Genomic DNA, 18,506 nt, shown 5'->3' on the forward strand with positions numbered 1-18,506 from the left:
CTAGTACCTTTGTTTGCCATTTGAAACCGGCCATACTTGGTTCTGTGCCGGGCTGTTGCTGACTTTTCTTGGAAAAAACACGTCTGCATCCGGTCAGTCAGAAACTGACAATTTGCTGACAGCCAAGATAAAGGCTGCTGCTGTATTCCTGGCCCCCCCGCGTTCTGCCTGCTTAACCCGTCATGAGCACCATATTCTCTACTTGCGCCATTCCGAACCCTGCTCCCAAAGCCCAACCGGCAGCCGGAGCAGCGCCGGCCAGCGCCGGCCAGAACCGCCAAGTGCTGGTGCGGCTGCTGGGCCGGGTTGATTATGAGTCTGCCTGGGAGTTGCAGGAGCAGTTGCTGGCCGAAACGCTGGCCCTGAAAACCCGAAACCGGCTTGCTGCTGAAAGTGGTGAGCCTTCGGTTGCCACACTCAACCACTTGCTGCTTTGCGAGCATCCGCCGGTGTATACGTTGGGTAAAAGCGGCAAGCCGGAGCACCTGTTGCTCGATGATGCCGGTTTAGCCGCTTACGGCGCCACCTTCCACCGCATCAATCGCGGCGGCGATATTACCTTCCACGGCCCTGGGCAATTGGTAGGCTACCCCATCTTCGACCTCGACAATTTCTTTACCGACATACACCGCTACCTGCGGCTGCTCGAAGAAGCCGTTATCCTCACACTGGCCGATTACGGCGTGCGCGCCGGCCGCATTGCCGGGCTTACCGGGGTTTGGCTCGATTTTGAGGAGGGAGCGTCCAACCCGCGCAAAATTTGTGCGTTGGGCGTAAAGTGCAGCCGTTGGGTAACCATGCATGGTTTCGCCCTCAACGTAAACACCGACCTGAGCTATTTTGGCCACATTGTGCCCTGCGGCATAACCGACAAAGCGGTTACCTCGTTGCAACACGAACTAGGCCACGTTGTGCCCCTTATCGAAGTGCAGGAGCGCCTGATGCCACACTTTGCTGCTCTGTTCGCCTCCGACCTGATTTCCGTGAGTTCATGAAAAAAGATATACCCTTTCGGCCCGTTGTGGGAGTTGGCGTGGCCGTAACGCCCGACGAGCAGGCGGCCACAGCCACGACCGAGGCACTAGGCTGGCAGGTGTTCCTGCTCAACGACAATGACCAGCCCCTGCAGAACGTCATCGTCAGCTCGAACGGCTACGGTACCGATGCGCAGGGAGAAGCCATCCGTACCTCCACGCTGCGTCACGCGCTGCCCGAAGTGCCGCCGCACGCCGCTGCTCCCATCGAAGCCCTCGACTCGGCGCTGTTCCATCTGCATAACCAGTACTGGGTCAGCTATTACATAGATGGTCAGGTGTTTGATAGGAAGTTTGTGTTTGCCCCCGATTCCGTTGGCTTTGAGCAGCTGAAACCTATCAGCGTGCTTATTCCGCAGGGGATTTTGGCTACTTAAACCAGTCTTCTTTAGTCTGTCTGCTCCGTTCCGGCAGCAACAATCTTTTGTCACAAGCGCCAACCATCTCTATGAACGCACTCGGAATACAGTTGAGCCTATCTTTTCTGTGGGCCTTTCTGGTAGCTATGTTCGCCGTGCCGTCCATTATCTACATCGCCCACCTCAAAAACATGCTCGATACGCCCAATGTGCGGACCGTGCATGAGTCGCTGACGCCGCGTTTGGGTGGGGTAGCCGTCTTTGCCGGTTTCATGTCGGCTCTCACCATCTTCGCTCCGCTCGATAATGGAGTGCAACAGCTGCTGGCTGGCTGCATTGTATTGTTTTTCGTGGGCCTGAAAGACGATTTGGTGAGTATTTCAGTGGCCAAGAAGTTTGTAGGCCAGCTGCTGGCAACCGGCGTGGTAATGATTATGGCCGACGTGCGCATTACCAGCTTCCAGGGTATTTTGGGCATTGGCGAGTTGCCAATCGGCATCAGCTACGCCTTCACCTTTTTTGCCATTGTCGGCATCACCAACGCCATCAACCTCATCGACGGCCTTGATGGGCTGGCGGGCTCCATTGTGCTCATTATCGTGAGTACCTTCGGCTACTATTTCTATCAATACGGCGGGCCTGGTTTTCAAAACTACGCGTTCGTGGCGGTATGCGTGGTGGGCGGCATTTTAGGTTTTTTGCGCTACAATTTCCACCGGGCCAGTATTTTCATGGGCGACACCGGCTCGCTGGTCTGCGGCTTTATCGTGTCCATCCTCACCATTCAGTTTATTGAGATGGGCTTGAAAGTAGGCCAGCCATTTGGCAGCGCGTCGCCGGCCGTGGCGCTGGGTATTCTGTTTGTGCCTCTTTTTGATACCCTACGCGTGTTTATCGTGCGTATGATGGCTGGCCGTTCACCCTTCTCGCCCGACAAAAACCACGTACACCACCGCATTCTGGCCATGGGTTTCCAGCAAATCAGCACGGTTATGCTACTGGGCCTGCTTAACGTCGTTGTTATCCTGCTGGTCATCAATTTCGCCTACCTTGGTAGTATGATGCTGATTGGGCTGCTGGTTGGCTTCTCGCTGCTACTGAGCCTGCTGTTGGGAGTATACCACAGCCGGGCCGAGCGTCAGCGTATCGCCTCCTGAGTGCAGGCGCGTAGCAGTGAAGGTGCCGGGAGTATTTTGTTCGTTACTGCCTGTATAAACCCAGTTACCAACTTCGTGCGCTGCTCGCTCTTCATTCGGAACTTGTGGTTACTGCTGCTGATGCTGGGGGTATTTCCGCTGGTAGCCGGGGCTGCCGAGTACCGCCGGCTGCCGCCGCCGCCCCGGTCCGGCCTCACTACCGACTGGCTCATCAAGGATCCGAACCGTAACCGGCTGGTACTATACCTGCCCAACTACCATGCCCCCGAGCAGGCTTATTATCAGTGGCTGAGCGTGCGGCCCGGCCGGCCGCTGCCCATTACCTTCACGGCCCGCAAAGACCTGAGTTTGTTTCTCAATAACCAGCTCGTTTTCACGGCTCCTGCTCCAGCTTCTTACACTCTCGACCTGGCAGCGTTATTGCCCGCCGGGGCTCAGCAGGGCAAGCTGTACCTGCTGTGCGTATGGCACCCCGAGGCCGTTCCCAACCTCACCTCTTTTCAGAACGCTTTGGCTCCGGCCGAAAATCCTGTTGGGACCCGGGAGGCGCTGACAACCGGAGCGCAACCGAGGCCCCGGGGGCACCAGGGCCAGAACGTATTTTTGGGCTTTTTGCTGCTCATTGGTTTGGGCTACGGAGGGCTGCGGGCTACTTACCAGCCAGGTTTTGCCCGCATTTACCAATTAGAAGGCCTTTGGGGCAAGGGAACAGCCGAACAGGATTTTCTGGTAAAACCTACTCTCACCTGGCTCAACTTGGTGCTAGTGCTGCTGTTTGCGCTGTCGTTTGCGTTGCTGTTGGTGGCCATCCATACTAACATCGAAAATATCGTAATCCTGCGCCGCCTGTTCGACGTGGCCGAATCGACTATTGTGGTGAAAGTGCTGCTTTACACGGCGCTGGTTGCGGCCTTCGTGCTGGGCAAGTACCTGTTTCTGGAGTCAATGGGTTACATCTTCGACGTGGCTGAGCTGGTCACGATTCAGTACCGCGAGTTTATTCGCACGGTGCTGTTCATGGGGCTGTTTCTGCCTGGCGTGATGCTGCTCTACTTAGGGCTTAACCGGCAACTGCCCGAAACGGTACTATGGGTGTCCAACGGGGTGGTTTCCTTGCTGTTGGTTGGCACCGTATGGCGTGTAGCCCGGACGCTGCACCGTAAAAGGTCACTCCTGAATCTACATTTGTTTTCGTACCTTTGCGCCACAGAAGTGATTCCGTTGGTCATTTTGCTCAAATTAATCGTTTTTACCTATTAATCAGGTACTCACGCCGCTCTTCCCCGCTTTCTAACGCTTCCTTATCGCTCCAGATTTTACCCTCATTCTCTACCCAATGGCCGACAATAAAGACCAGCCGGGAAAAGGCCGTCATGCCGTTCCTATAGCCACTATCCTGGTCAGCCAACCAAAGCCGACCAGCGACGTTTCACCGTATTTTTCAATTGCTGAAAAGTATGGTATTAAGGTAGACTTTCGTGAATTTATTGACGTTCAGCCGGTTTCCTACAAAGATTTCCGCAAAGAGAAGGTCAACATTTCGGAGCACACGGCCATTATTTTTACCAGTCGCAACGCTGTCGACCACTTCTTCCGCATCTGTCAAGAGGCTAAAATCGAGATGCCGGCCGAAATGAAGTACTTCTGCATTTCGGAGCAGACAGCTAATTACCTGCAGAAATATATTGTGCTGCGTAAGCGCAAGCTGTTTGTGGGCCAGCGCACGGCTGCCGATATGTTCGACGTCATTCGCAAGCACAAGGGCGAAACGTTCCTGTATCCTTGCTCCGACATCCGCAAGGATGATATTCCGGAGTTTATGCGCGAAAACAAGTTCAAGTTCAGCGAGGCGGTCATTTACCGTACCGTTGCCGCCGACCTTTCGGACCTGACTGACGTGAAATACGATTGTATTGCCTTTTTTAGCCCTTCAGGCATCACCTCGCTGTTCGTCAATTTCCCCGACTTCATACAGAACAACACGCGTATTGCTGCCTTTGGCCCCACTACCGCCAAAGCCGTACTTGACGCGGGCCTGCTACTCGATATTGAAGCTCCGCATCCCAACGCACCTTCCATGACGGGCGCTATTGAAGCCTACATTCGGCTGCATCAGAATAACGGTTCGCCTAAAACTGCCGGTAAAGTATAAATCGGAGAACAAAGGGCAGATACGGCAGGGGCAGACGGTGCCTGCAAAAGCTGTTTACTTCGTGAGTTTAATGAAAAATTTAGCGCGGTTTTTCGTTACATTTGGGAACGTAGGCCCGCTACTACTCCGGGGCTGACTCACGGCAGATTATATGAAAAGATATATACTATGCGCCGGAGCGCTGTTGATCATGGGCAAAGCCACTGCTCAGCAACAGCCGCAGTTCAGCCACTATGGGTTCAATGGCATGCATCTGAACCCGGCTTATGCTGGTGTGAAAGGCTACGGCGAAATCACTGGCATCGGCCGCATTCAGTATTATGGCTACGATGCCTCCTTCGATTCCGGTGGTTCGCCTACTACGGCCTCCCTCACGGCCTCCCTGCCAGTGCCGGTGCTGGCCGGTGGTTTGGGAATAGGTATCTATCGAGACCGGATTGCCGAGTTATATACGACCAACGTGCAGCTCTCGTACTCGCGCCATCTCAAGTTGGGCGAGGGCATACTTGGTCTCGGGATTCAAGGCCTGCTCAATAATATTTATCACGGCACATACCGGTTCAACGACGAGAACGATATAGCCGTGCCGCGGGAGGGTTCAGATGCTAAATTTGATGCGGGGGTAGGTGTCTGGTACGAAGCACCAAAATTTTATGCCGGCCTGAGCATGAACAATCTGCTGCGTTCGGGCTACCGCTTTAAGAGTGAGGGCATCGCCAACGAAAAAACGGCGCAATATTTGACTGAGAACCATGTCTACCTGACTGGTGGCTACAATATTGATCTGACTTCGGACGTTGTGATTACCCCGACTGCACTAGTGAAGCTCGTGCTGCCGGGAGAATTTGGCGACAGCGACAAACTGACTTTGCGTAATGCTTCGTATGAGGTAGGAGCTAGGGCCACGTTCAATGACCGGTTCTGGGGCGGCCTGGGCTACCGCTCAGGAGATGCGTTTACGGCTCTGGGAGGAGTTTCCTTCGCTCAGGACAATGCGCTTCGGTTGGGATTAGCCTATGACCTAATTGCATTTGGCCAAGAAGCAAAAGCAACGAGCTCATTTGAGATAATGTTGAGTTACCGCTTGCCTAAACCAAGCTTAAATATCCGGCCAGCTATCCGGACACCCCGGTATAGCTTCTAGCAGACTGTTTTGAAGAGGAGAAAATGTGCTGTAGCTGCAGAAAATGAAATATTGGCTCAATCAACCGGCCAAACGGGTCTAGCAATCGTTTAACCGGCTGATACTTTAGTTGGTAGACAAATGTGTAGTGTTGGGCGGATTGCTTGCGTACCAACGGATGATTCACTAGATTTGCCAGCCCGAAAAATTGTAATCTTTGGTTATCCCCCTCGGTCGTCTTTTTACTTTTCATAATGAATAAGTTTTTCATCCTGCCCCTTGTCGCTTTCTCGGCTCTGCTGTTGGGCGGGTGCGGTTTCAGCAAAGGCCCTACCGGCGACTTGGTGGGCGCAGAAGACCGGCCAGAATTTAACCCGCAGGAAGTGCCCTACGGCATGGTTCCCTGCCCTGGTGGTACTTTCCACATGGGACAGACCGACCAGGACATTTCGGCCTCCATGGTTAACATGAACAAGCAGGTAACTATTGCCGGCTTCTACATGGATGAGACGGAAATCACCAACAACCAGTATCGCCAGTTCATGAATGCCATCCGGCAGGACTCGATTGACGTGCTGGGTGAGGAGTACGTAATGACCGAGCTCTACCCCGATACGACGGTATGGGTGCGCGACTTCACTTACCACATGGGTGACCCGCTGATGGAGTATTACTACACGCACCCGGCCTTCGACGACTACCCCGTAGTAGGCGTTGACTGGTTTGCGGCCAAGTATTTCTGTAACTGGCGTACCAAGCTAAAAAACCAGGCCAACGAAGAAGCCGGTCTGGCCCCTTATCCTAATTTCCGTTTGCCTTCGGAGGCTGAGTGGGAGTACGCCGCCCGTGGTGGCCGCGACCTAGCCACGTACCCTTGGGGTGGTCCTTACATGCGGAACTCCAACGGTTGCATGCTGGCCAACTTCAAGCCTGGCCGCGGCGACTATGCTTCCGACGGACATGCCTACACGGCTCCGGTTGCCTCGTTCTTCCCTAACGATTTCGGCCTGTATGATATGTCGGGCAACGTAGGCGAGTGGTGCGACGATGCCTATATGGAAGCTTCTGTGCCAGTGGTATGGGATATGAACCCGACTAACCCTGATGATAACGAGCCCCGCAAAGTAGTGCGTGGCGGTTCGTGGAAGGACATTGCGTATTTCCTGGAGACGGGAACCCGCAATTTCGAATACCAGGATTCGGCCCGCTCTTATATCGGTTTCCGCACCGCCATGATCCAGATTGGTTCGGGTGGCAGCCGTTAGGCCAGTCAGCTTTTCTTTAAGACTCCTTTTATACCTCACCACTTCTTCTTCAACAACACAATCAAATGGCAGCTAAAGGCGGTAATTTCCTGTACGATGTATTGATGCCCAAAATTTACGGTATCGGCGCAGCAGTCGTAATCGTAGGAGCTCTATTCAAAATTCAGCACTGGGATGGTGCCAGCGAAATGCTCATCGTGGGTTTGGGCACTGAGGCTGTTATCTTCTTTCTGAGTGCGTTCCAGCCTACGTCCAAGGAAGTTGACTGGTCAATGGTTTACCCTGAGCTGAGTGAGGGATATGACCCTTCCACTGGTAACGCCAGCTTCCTGCAGCAGGACAATGGCGGCACGGGCCTGACCCGTAAGCTTGACGACATGCTGAAGGATGCGAATGTAACCCCCGAAGCCATCAATTCGCTGGGCCAGGGCCTGAACCGCCTCAGCACTACCACCCAGCAGCTTGCCGGCTTAGGCGACGCTACCAACGCTACCGACGAATACACGACCAAAGTTCGCTCGGCTGCCCAGTCACTGGAACGCATCAACGATTCGTATTCGAAGACGGCCGATGCTATGAGCACGATGGCCGACGCCACCGCCGATGCGGGTGCCTACCAACTCCAGGTGCAGAACGTAACCAAGAACCTGGGTGCACTCAACGCCGTGTACGAAATGGAACTGCAGGATGCCAACTCGCACCTCAAGTCCATGAACCAGTTCTACGGAACGCTGGCCCAGGCCATGCAGAACCTGACCGAAGCTGGCAAGGAAACCGATCAGTTCAAGACCGAAGTAACTAACCTGACTTCCAACTTGGGTTCGCTCAACCGCGTGTACGGCAACATGCTGAACGCCATGCGGGCCGGTAGCTAAGCCGCATCCGGTATAGCAAGTCAACACTCATATAGTATAGCAACAGGCATACAAGATGGCGGGAGAAAAGGAAACTCCACGGCAGAAGATGATCGGGATGATGTACCTGGTACTCACCGCGCTTCTGGCCTTGCAGGTAGATTCAGCAATTCTGTTAAAATTTAAATTCCTCGACGACAGCCTTTCCTCTATCAACGGGAAGGTATCGAAGGCGAACGACGGAACGGTAAAGGGTATTCAGGCCCAGGTAGAAAAAGCACGAAACCAGCCCAAAGATGTGGCGGTGTTCAAGCAGAGCCAGGAAGTGCGCGAGCGTACCAAAGAAACCATTGCCTATTTGGCTTCGGTGCGGGACCAACTCCTCACTAAAACGGAGAACAAAGGCAAAAACGAGTTTGCCAACATGAGTGCCGAAGACAAGGTGGCCGAGCTGATGCTGGGTGCCAACAAGGACGGTGTCGGCTACAAGATGAAAGGAGAGCTGAACAAGTACTCCGATTACATCAAAGGCATCATTCCCGGCGTTACGCCCTTGGCCCTCGACGCCGGTCAGGATCCGATGGTGGTAGAAAAGAAGCAGAAGAACAAAAACTTCGCCCAGCTCAACTTCGAAAACACGCCGGTAGTAGCCGCTTTGGCTGTACTGTCGCAGAAGGAAGCTGAAGTGTTGAAATACGAGTCGGACGCGCTAAAAGTGCTGTCAGATAGAGTAGGTGGTACCATCATCGTATTCGACAAAATCGGAGCTTTTGCCAGCGCTGAATCGAACACGGTAGCGGCCGGCACTAAGTACAAAGCCGAGTTGTTCCTGACGGCTTCGGCCTCGGGCCTCAATCCTAGTATGACCCTCAACGGCTCGCCAGTTTCGGTAGGCCCTGATGGCCGCGCCAAAGTGGAGTTCACAGCTCGTCCGGGCAACTTTGATAAGGATGGCAACGCCAAAGCCAGCTGGACGGGTACTATCCGTTTCAAGCAGAACGGCCGCGACACCACTTTCAAAGTGACGATGCCTTACACCGTTACCAAGCCGGTAATGCAGATTCAGTCGGCTTCGGTGCAGGCGCTGTATTTCCGGTGCGGCAACAAGCTGAGCGTAAACGTACCCGCTTTGGGTGCCCAGTATGACCCGAGCTTCTCGGCTACCGGTGCAGCTACCATTAAAGGTGCTTCCAAAGGCGAAGTAACGCTGGTGCCTAACGCCAGCGAAGTAACGCTGAGCGTAAGCAGCGGTGGCAACCCCATCGGCTCGCAGAAATTCGAGGTGCGCCGCATTCCTAAGCCCGATATTCAGTGCTGGGTGGGCGGTCGTCCGGCTAACGAAAAGCAGGGCACGCCTATTACGGCCGTGCGCAACATGAACCTGAAGGCGGTGCCAGATGCTAGCTTCGCTACTTTCCTGCCCGACGACGCCCGATTCCGGGTATCGCGCTACGAGGTAACGCTGGTTCGCGGTAAGCGTCCGGCCATCCCAATGATTCCCGTAAGCGGCCCCAATGCTGATCTGACAGCTGTAGTGAATGCTGCTCGTGAGGGTGACCGACTCTACATCGAAGTGAAGGGCGTTCAGCGCCAGAACTTCCAGGGTAACGTTGAGGATGTGCCAATGTCCAAAGTGTTCAATATTCCGCTGAACTAAACGTTGGTATGGATATTGGGTAGTGGGGAAGGATGCATTGGCCCTCCCGGCTTTATTTGAACCCACTACTTATTACCCGAATCCTTTCAACTACTTTGGTATGAACAAGGTCCTTTCTTTCGCCGCTCTGGCGGCTGGTCTTATGCTGTCGGTGGCAGCTTCGGCGCAGGAACAAGCTACTACCGCGAGCAGCAACGGCTCGTACCGTCCAATTCCGAGTTCGGACATTATGTTCCGCAAAACGATTTGGCGGGCAATTGATCTGCGTGAGAAGCAGAACAAGCCCATGTTCTCCGAGGGCCGCGAAATTAGCGGTATCATCCTCGATGCCGTAAAACGCGGCGAACTGCAGGCCTACCGTAACGACTCGCTAACCACTACGCTGTCCTCAGCGGAGGTAGTAAGCAACATGTCGTATCAGGAGGCTGCTGCTGGCCTCAGCGAGGAGGAAAAGGCTGCAGGCTTCTCCAACGAATCAACTGATGATTGGGGCGCTCCTGCTAAGAAAGGTGCGGCCAATGCAGCTCCGGCCGCGGCCCCCAGCTATGGTTATCGTCCCAAGGATATCTACCAGATGGAATTGAAGGAGGATATGATTTTCGACAAGAAACGGTCGAGAATGTATCACGACATCAAGTCAATAACTCTGCTGGTACCTTCTACGCTAAGCGCCAATACGGCGGGCATTGAGAAGCCGATTGCCAGCTTCAAGTACAGCGACTTGGTGCGCGTGTTCCGGGCCAACCCCGATAAGGCTATCTGGTTCAATCCCCAGAACGATGCCCAGCACAAGAACCTGGCTGATGCATTCGAGCTGTGGCTGTTCAACTCCTATATCGTGAAGGTGTCGAACCCGACCGACTCGCGCCTCGACGAAATCTATGGCAGCCAGCAGCAGGGCATCCTCGCCTCGCAGCAAGCCGCCGCCGACCTGATTGAATACGAGTACAACCTGTGGTCTTTCTAAATCACAGGTGTTGCAGATGATAGGATGACGCAGACGCGGACGCCTTCCAGAAGCACAACAGTTAAAAAGCAACAGGCCCCGACCAAATTTGGTCGGGGCCTGTTGCTTTTTAACTTACTAATGTTCCTTATACAGCCGCGTCGGTTTGGCTGAAGTATTCGACCAAGATGCGGGCTTTAGCTTTGCCGACTTCAGTTACCAACTCGGCTTCAGACAGCTCGCGGATTTTCTTGACCGATTTGAACTTGAGCAGGAGTTTGTCGGCGGTGACGGGGCCGAGTCCTTTCACGTCGGTGAGCTCAGTTTTGAGGGTGCCCGCGTCGCGGCGGTCGCGATGGAAGGTGATGCCGAAGCGGTGGGCCTCGTCGCGCATGCGCTGGAATAAGCGCAAACTCTCGCTCTTCTTATCGATATAGAGTGGCAGCGGATCGTTGGGTACATAGATTTCTTCGAGGCGCTTGGCGATACCGATTACGGCCATTTGACCCCATAGGCCGAGGTCCTTAATGGCTTTGACGGCCATGCTGAGCTGGCCCTTACCACCATCGACGATGACGAGCTGGGGTAGGCTGGATCCTTCGTCGGTGAGGCGGCGGTAGCGGCGCGTGACCACTTCGTACATCGAGTCGAAGTCGTTGGGGCCGATAACGGTTTTGATATGGTAGTGCCGGTAGTCCTTTTTGCTGGGCCTAGCGTTGCGAAAACACACCATAGCGGCCACCGGATTGTCGCCCTGGAAGTTGGAGTTGTCGAAGCATTCGATGTGCTTGGGCAGCTCAGTCAGGCGCAAATCCTTCTTGATAGTTTCCATGATGCGCACCTCATTGAGGTCCTTGCTCCGGTCGTTCATGCTCTCCTTTTCCTTGCGCAGGTAAAGCACGTTTTTGAGGCTTAGCTCCAGCAGCTTGCGCTTGTCGCCAATCTGGGGCTGGGCTATTGCTACACCGGGCAGCGGCAAGGGCGGTAAGGCTACGTTGGTCAGGATTTCCTTCGACTCACTCTCGAACTCCTCGCGCATCTGCATCACCAGCACGGCCAGAATCTCGTCATCGGGCTCGTCGAGCTTCTTCTGTACCTCTACCGACTGGGTGAGCACGATGCTGCCATTCATCACCTTGAGGTAGCTGATGAAGGCCGACTTCTCGTTCGAGGCAATAGCAAACACGTCAATATTCGTCAGGTTGGCATTGACGATGGTGCTCTTGCTCTGGAACTCGTCGAGCTTGTCAAGCTTCACCTTAAATTGGTGGGCCAGCTCGTACTGCTGCTCCTGAGCCGCCTGCGCCATCCGCTCGCGGAAGTATTGCTTGGGTAGGCGCAGGTCGCCGTTGAGAATCTGCCGGATTTGCTGGATGTACTGGTTGTACGTTTCCTCATCCTGGTTGCCCACGCAGGGGCCTTTGCAGTTACCGATGTGGTACTCCAAACACACTTTGAACTTGCCAGCCTCGATGTTGGCCTCCGAGAGGTTATAAGTGCAGGTACGCAACGGGTACAGCGCCCGCATCAGCTCCAGCAGCAGGTTCATGCCCGTCACGTTGGCGTAGGGGCCGTAGTAGTGGCCGTCGCCGGGGCGCTTGGTGCGGGTGGGTATCAGACGCGGAAACCGCTCGTTGGTCAGCAGCAGATAAGGGTAGGTCTTGCCGTCTTTGAGCAGGATGTTGTACTTGGGCTGGTGCTGCTTGATGAGGTTGTTTTCGAGCAGAAACGCATCCGATTCCGAGTCTACAATCGTGAATTCGATGCGTCGGATGTTCTTGACCAGCTGCTGGGTTTTCTTGTTGTGGTCTTGTTTGGTGAAGTAGCTGCTGACTCGCTTGCGCAGGTCAATGGCCTTGCCCACGTAGATAATTGTGTCTTCGTCGCCAAAGTACTTGTACACCCCCGGACGGTGCGGGAGTTGGCGAATTTGGTCTTGCAGCTCGGGAGAGGCGGCCATAACATCACAGAGTTTCGCTGATTTTTCAGCTGATTACGCAGGTTCTTGGTAGAAGCACAGAACAATATAAAGCTACGCTTGCGGCTCGGCAGAAGATGCGCGAATGAGGAAAGCCGCTGGTAGCTTCAGGTAAGTTGCACCAAACGACCAACAAAAAATGTGGCCGAGATGTCCCGGCCACATTTCATAAAAGTCAGTGCATTGAGCAGAAAGCCAGCGACCATCCGCGAGGCTAGATGTCCTCGCCGCTCAAGTCTTCCATCTTCACTTGGTTAAGCTTCTCGCTGCTCGGGATGGTGTCGCGCTGGCCGCCGGGGCCGCCGTAATAGCGCGAGCAATCCGTTTCGATGGTGAGATTGGCGGGCTTGGGGAAGGCGCCGGTGTTGATGTCGAGGCTCTTGTCGGCGTACACCTTCTTCATGAACAGGCCATAAATGGGTAAGGCCATGCGCGAACCCTGGCCGTAAAAGCCGTTGCGGAAGTGAATGCTGCGGTCTTCACCGCCCACCCACATGCCGCACACCAGATCGGGCGTGAGGCCCATAAACCAGCCGTCGGAGTAGTTGTTGGTGGTGCCGGTTTTACCGCCCATCTCATACGGAAACTTGAAGCCGGTTTTGAGGATGATGCTGGTGCCGCCGCGCTCCTCGGTAGCGCCGCGCAGCATATAGGTCATCAGGTAGGCCGTTTCTTCGCTCAAGGCCTCGCGGGTTTGGGGCACGAATTCGCGCAGCACATTACCGTTCTTGTCCTCGATGCGCGTTACCATCACCGGCGAAGTCCAGATGCCTTTGTTGACGAACGTGCTGTAGGCGCCCACCATCTCGTACACGCTTACATCGGACGAGCCGAAGCCCACGGCCGGCACCGCCTCGATGGGCGAGGTAATGCCCAGGCGCTTGGCGTAGCTGACCACTGTTTCGGGGCCCAGCTTCTGTACCACCCAGGCCGTAATCGAGTTCATAGAACGCGCCATGGCTTCCCGGAGCGTGAAAGTGCGGCCCGAGTACGACCCCTCGAAGTTGCGGGGCGTGTAGGAGGCCCGGCCGGCAACAGCGGGGAAGGTAACCGCTACGTCGGGCCGCTGGTAGCAGGGCGAGTAGCCCTGGTCGATGGCGGCCACATATACGAACGGCTTGAACGTGGAGCCCGGCTGGCGTTTGCCCTGGCGCACGTGGTCGTACTTGATATACTTGTAGTTGACGCCGCCTACCCAGGCCTTAACGCGGCCATTAAGCGGATTGATGGCGATGAAGCCCGCCCGCATCAGCCGCTTGTAGTAGGCCAGCGAGTCCATCGGCGACATCGTCACCTCTTTCTCATTGTTGGGACTGTTCCAGTTGAAGACCTTCATCGGGTACTTCTTGTTTAAGTAGTACTTCACCGAGTCGGGCTGGTCAGGGAAGCGCCCCTGCAGCGAGCGGTATCGGCCGGTACGCTTGATGGAGGTAGCCAGAAAGCCCGGAATCACGCGGCCACTTTCGTCGCGCCAGGGTTGCTGGCCCTTCCACTGCTGCTCAAACCACTTCTGCTGTAGCTTCATGTGCTCCGCCACGGCCGACTCGGCATACTTCTGCATCCGCGAGTCGATGGTGGTGTATATTTTCAGGCCATCGGAGTACAGGTCGTGGTCGGTTTCCTTGGCCCACTGGCGCAGCTCTTTGCTCACCTCCACCCGGAAATAGGGCGCAATACCCTCGTTCTGGTTTTCTACCTGGTAGTCGAGTTTCATAGGCTGCAGCGTGTCGGCCCGCAACTGCTGGTCGTCAACGTAGCCGTACTTATTCATCTGGCGCAGCACCCAGTTGCGGCGGGCGCGCGAGCGGTCGGGATTGAACTTGGGGCTAAAGCGCGTAGGCGCATTGAGTACGCCCACCAGTGTGGCGGCCTCAGGCCGCGTCAGCTGCATGGGTTGCTTGCCAAAAAACGTTTTAGCCGCCGTGTTTATGCCGAAAGCATTGGAGCCGTAGTCGTTGGTATTGAGGTACATGCGCAGAATTTCGCGCTTGGTGTAGCTGCGCTCCAGCCGGATGGCCAGAATCCACTCCTTGGTTTTGGTAACCAGCATGCGCACGCCCGGCACATCGTTGAGTAGGCCGTCATTGAGGTCGTCGCGGGTGCGGAACAGCACCTTCGCCAGCTGCTGGGTGAGCGTAGAGCCGCCGCCGCCGCTACCGCCGGTCAGCAGGCCGGCCGCCACCCGGCCGGTGGCCTTGGCATCAATACCCGAATGCTCCTCGAACCGGGCATCTTCGGTAGCAATCAGAGCGTCTACCAGATGCTGGGGCAGGTCTTCGTACTCGGCGGGCGTGCGGTTTTCGCGGAAATATTTGCCCATCAGCACGTTGTCGGCCGAGTATATTTCCGAAGCCAACTCGCTGCGTGGGTTCTCCAGCGACTTCAGGTTGGGCATGCGCCCGAACAGGTTCAGGAAGTTCGCACTGACGGCCCACACGTAGAACACCAGCCCAATCAGTCCGAGCCCGAATAGCATCCAGAATGAGCGGGCCCATCCGGTAAAGCGCCCCGGGCGGTTAGGTTTAGGACGGGAAGCAGCAGTTTTTTTGGTGGCAGAAGAAGCCATGGATTTCAATTGGTGATGGGTACTTGGTAAGCTCGAACTGACTTCCGGAGCAAGGAAAGCAGGTGCAATAACCAGGGCAGACTACAAGCCGGTTTCACCTGAAGCACCGTAAGCGGTTCTTACCTACTGATTATCAAATATTAGCTCAGAGCTAGCGGTAGTTCTGGTTGTAGAAGCGCTGGTATTCGGCAGGCTTTCCTTCCTGTAGCAGCACCGGTAGGTTATCAATACCTACAACGAGGGTTTGGTAACCCGCGCCACGCAGCTTGCTCAGCGGCGACTGTGGTCCGCGTAGTTTTAGAGCGTAGCTCTGGGCCAGCTTGGCGTTGTCCAGGCCCTCTACTATAACAGCTTCTTCAGTGGCGTTCAGGGCCTGGCGGCGCACCTGCAGGCTGCTCGATTTGTAGAAGCGGCTGTTGTAAGCCGTTAGCTGGGCGGCCATGTCGGTCAGCTGGGGAGCGTCTTTGGCCAGTACGATAACCACCGAGTGGCCAGCCGCTAAATCGACTTTGTAGGGCGAAACCGGAGCCGCAGGTGCCGGGGGCGGCGTAGCAGCAGGCGGGACTACGGGAGAGGGGACGGGGCTGGTGGCCGGTGTAGTAGCAGGCACTACAGGCGCTGGTTCTACGGGAGTAGTTGGCTCGGCTGTCTTCTTTGGTGCGGCGGGTACTTTCCGGCCCCGGGCGCGGGCTTGGGCCGCGGCCCTACGGGCGGCAACGGCCTCCTCTGCCGGCGTAAGTGGAGTTGGGGGGACCGGCTCGGCCGGAACCGGCGTTTCGGTTGATGTCGGGACTGGCTGTGTGGGCTGGGTAGCTGAAGACGGAGTGGTAGTGCCAGCCGGGGCACCTGTGTTACGACCAGTAGGCGTGGCCCCCGGAGCCGGAGTTACGGGAGCGGGCAGCAACGCCTGCGGGCTGGGTTCGGGGCGGAAGCGGCGCACCGAACGGGGCTCAATCTCGCCGGGCCGGAACTCTGACTTACCCGGCTCGGTGGTGCTGGCCATGGCGCCGGCAATCTGGCCTTGTTCGTATTTCTGGTACGTTTCGAGTAGGGTGGCGGCTTTGGCGGCCAGCGGGCTTTGGGGGTAGTCCTTGTAGAACTTCTCCACTGCGGCCCTGGCGGTGGGCGGCGGCTGAGTGCGTACGCTCAATAGCGCCCCCAGGTAGGCGACCTGGTCGTTGAGGTCGGTTTCGGGGTACTCCTTCCTGGCTTGGTCCAGCGTAGTGCCGGCCTTCTTGAAATCCTGCCGTTTGTAGGCCGCAAAAGCCGAATCGACCAGCACCGCCACCTTGGCGTTGGCCACCGAGGTGCGCCGCAGGTAGTCGGGGTCGGCCACCAGGCGGGCATACGACGAGTTGGGGTAGGCCTGCCGCAGCCGCGCCGCGTACTGCTCGGCCTGGGTGGCGTCGCCCTCCTTTTTTATCAGGTACAGAATGTAAAGTGTTTCGGGCGTGTGCGGGCCCTGCGGATAGCGCCGCAATTGGGTTTCGTAGGTTTCCACGGCCCTTTCGGGCTCGCGTAGCTGCTGGTTATAGATGCCGCCCAACTGGTACAGCGCCTCCTGAGTCTGGTCGTCGGAGGCAGTCAGCAATGCGGGCGTCAGCGGCACGTTCTGCCGGTACTGGCTTACCAGGTCGCGCAACTGGGCCTGCGGGTCGGCGGCGGGCTCGGTAGTGCTTCCGGGTCCGCCCGGGTTCAACCCCGTGCCATTCACGGCGGTGCTGCTGTTGCCGGCAATGCTTACGGGCACATTACCCCCCTGTGGCGTTACGGGCGAGCTGCTGGCCTGCGTTACGGTGCGCCAGTTGTCCTGTAGCGGTCGGTCGCCCCAGCGCCTGATAAAGTCGCCACGGGCCGTACTCAGGGCCGTTGGATTATCGAAGTACCACTTACCCCCAGTGTTGCTCGCCAGAAAATCTTCGGAGTTGATGTTGGGTTGCAGGTCGCGACCCGGAGCCAGGCCCACGGCGGTTTGCTGCAGGGCCTGCTGGCGCTCCAGCTCCTTGGCCTGGCGGGCGGCCAGCAGGTCGGCCTGGCGCTGGCGTTCGGCTAGCTCGGCCTCGGCGTAGGTCGTCAGGCGGGCCGTCAGCTCGTCGGGGCCGAGGCGGGCCAACGCCTGCAGGCTATCCTGGGTTTCTACGATAGTGAGCTGCGTAGCAAAATCCTTCAGAATCCCGGCTCGTTCGGCCACGGCTTCGTAGGTGGGGTTTTCTTTGGGCATGGCCTGCACCGTGCTGTCGTAGTAGGCCGCGGCCAGCCGGTAGCGCTGCAGGTTTTCGTAATAGATGCGGCCCTGCAGCAGGTGGGTATACGCCTTCTGCGCTGGGTTGCCCTTGGGTACGCGCACCGACTTTTCGAGCAGCGCCAAAGCCGCTGGGAAGCGCTGCTGCCGGTACTCGAACCGACCCATCTCGTAGTAGATCTTGTCGGTGTACTCCTTGTTGTTGGGGTCTTTCAGCAGCTTGGCAAAGTACTTATCCAGCCGGGCACGGTCGTTCAGGTTCAGGTCCGACACCTGCCCGAGCATCAACTTGCTGTAGAAATCCAGCTCGTACGGCGGGTTTTTCTTCAGAATCTGGTTGAGCTGGGCGTATGCTTTTTTGTCGTCGCCCTGGGCCTGGTACAGCTGGGCCAGCACATAACGGGTGCGCGACTGCTCGTTCTTCTCCTCAATATAAGGAATAGCCTTTTCGAGGTTCTCAATGGCCAGCAGCGGCTCATTCACCCGCTGGTAGTACTCGGCGCGGGTCAGAAACAGGGCCCGCGCATTACGCTCGGTACCGACCTCTTTGTCGAGGATGTTCGACACGGCGGCCACATTATCCAGCTCATCCAGGGCCAGGAACGTGCGCATAAGCCAGACGAGCGCCTCGTGGCGGGCGTTCAGGTCTTTGCCGGTGCTGTTAACGTACTTGAACGATTTAGCCGCATCCTCGAACTCGCGCTTGTAGTAGCGGGCCTGCCCGATGAGCAGGTAGGAGTCGTCGGTCCAGTCGGAGCCGGGGCGGTACTGCACCGGTATCGAGGCCTTTTTGATGATGTCGTCCATATCGGCCGTCAGGCGCGTGGCCGTGGGCTGGTCAATCACCGGAAACAGCGGCAGTACGCGGTTGTAATCGTTTATGCGCTCCGTATTAAGCTTGGCCTCCACCTGCCGCATCTTCTCGCGGGCCAGGAAGTAAGCGTTGTCGCGGGCCACCACGTTGTCGTAGGTGCGGCCCACCAGCGAGCGGCGGTCGGAGCCGGCACAGCCAGCTAGGAGCGTGGCCAGCAGCCCGGTGGCCGCCAGTGCTGCTAAGGGGCGGGAAAGAGCAGCGCGAAGGGTCGTCGGGGTCGTCGTCAAGGCGGCAGAGAGGCTCGGGGCAGAAAAGAAGGACGGACGGAAAACGCCCGCCACCCACCGATTCGTTCGGGG

At 56.6% G+C, this 18,506-nt stretch carries 13 protein-coding genes; 10 read left to right on the forward strand and 3 right to left on the reverse strand.

The window, feature by feature from the left end; translation table 11 throughout:
• Positions 1-182 precede the first annotated feature (182 nt).
• The 10 genes from lipB to porN all read left to right on the forward strand — a co-directional run bounded on the left by lipB (position 183) and on the right by porN (position 10,568).
• Positions 183-995 (forward strand): lipoyl(octanoyl) transferase LipB, encoded by an 813-nt coding sequence (gene lipB / locus HW556_RS07885; protein ID WP_176899481.1) that lies wholly within the window; start codon positions 183-185, stop codon positions 993-995.
• Positions 992-1,411, forward strand: a complete 420-nt coding sequence (locus HW556_RS07890; RefSeq protein ID WP_176899482.1) for a hypothetical protein — start codon at positions 992-994, stop codon at positions 1,409-1,411. The genes lipB and HW556_RS07890 overlap by 4 nt, the downstream gene beginning before the upstream one ends.
• A 71-nt stretch (positions 1,412-1,482) precedes the next feature.
• Complete coding sequence (locus HW556_RS07895; protein ID WP_246289563.1) at positions 1,483-2,550, forward strand: MraY family glycosyltransferase; 1,068 nt, start codon at positions 1,483-1,485, stop codon at positions 2,548-2,550.
• Between the two features lie 102 nt (positions 2,551-2,652).
• Positions 2,653-3,810, forward strand: a complete 1,158-nt coding sequence (locus HW556_RS07900) for a DUF4271 domain-containing protein (RefSeq protein ID WP_176899483.1) — start codon at positions 2,653-2,655, stop codon at positions 3,808-3,810.
• Between the two features lie 76 nt (positions 3,811-3,886).
• Positions 3,887-4,702, forward strand: coding sequence for a uroporphyrinogen-III synthase (locus HW556_RS07905; protein ID WP_176899484.1), 816 nt, complete (start codon positions 3,887-3,889; stop codon positions 4,700-4,702).
• Between the two features lie 151 nt (positions 4,703-4,853).
• Positions 4,854-5,846 carry a PorP/SprF family type IX secretion system membrane protein gene (locus tag HW556_RS07910; RefSeq protein WP_176899485.1) on the forward strand — a complete coding sequence of 331 codons (993 nt, stop codon included), beginning with the start codon at positions 4,854-4,856 and terminating at the stop codon, positions 5,844-5,846.
• A 233-nt stretch (positions 5,847-6,079) separates the two neighbouring features.
• A complete protein-coding gene (gene porK / locus HW556_RS07915; protein ID WP_176899486.1) occupies positions 6,080-7,090 on the forward strand; it encodes a T9SS ring complex lipoprotein PorK/GldK in 1,011 nt (336 codons plus the stop codon).
• A gap of 65 nt (positions 7,091-7,155) precedes the next feature.
• Complete coding sequence (gene porL / locus HW556_RS07920; protein ID WP_246289565.1) at positions 7,156-7,965, forward strand: type IX secretion system motor protein PorL/GldL; 810 nt, start codon at positions 7,156-7,158, stop codon at positions 7,963-7,965.
• 55 nt (positions 7,966-8,020) lie between these two features.
• The gene (gene porM / locus HW556_RS07925) at positions 8,021-9,601 is read left to right on the forward strand and encodes a type IX secretion system motor protein PorM/GldM (RefSeq protein WP_176899487.1); all 1,581 of its coding nucleotides are present in this window, start codon (positions 8,021-8,023) and stop codon (positions 9,599-9,601) included.
• A gap of 100 nt (positions 9,602-9,701) precedes the next feature.
• Positions 9,702-10,568: a type IX secretion system ring subunit PorN/GldN gene (gene porN / locus HW556_RS07930; RefSeq protein WP_176899488.1), complete on the forward strand. Its 867-nt coding sequence runs from the start codon at positions 9,702-9,704 to the stop codon at positions 10,566-10,568.
• Positions 10,569-10,695: 127 nt separating this feature from the next.
• Here the strand turns inward: porN and uvrC are convergent, their stop codons facing one another.
• The 3 genes from uvrC to porW form a co-directional block, all read right to left on the reverse strand.
• Positions 10,696-12,507 (reverse strand): excinuclease ABC subunit UvrC, encoded by a 1,812-nt coding sequence (gene uvrC, locus HW556_RS07935; protein ID WP_176899489.1) that lies wholly within the window; start codon positions 12,505-12,507, stop codon positions 10,696-10,698.
• A 232-nt stretch (positions 12,508-12,739) separates the two neighbouring features.
• Entirely contained in the window at positions 12,740-15,001 is a 2,262-nt protein-coding gene (locus HW556_RS07940; RefSeq protein ID WP_176899507.1) for a transglycosylase domain-containing protein, read from the reverse strand.
• 241 nt (positions 15,002-15,242) lie between these two features.
• Positions 15,243-18,434, reverse strand: a complete 3,192-nt coding sequence (gene porW / locus HW556_RS07945) for a type IX secretion system periplasmic lipoprotein PorW/SprE (protein WP_176899490.1) — start codon at positions 18,432-18,434, stop codon at positions 15,243-15,245.
• Positions 18,435-18,506: the final 72 nt, after the last annotated feature.

The organism is Hymenobacter terrestris, assembly GCF_013377905.1.
Lineage (GTDB): Bacteria > Bacteroidota > Bacteroidia > Cytophagales > Hymenobacteraceae > Hymenobacter > Hymenobacter terrestris.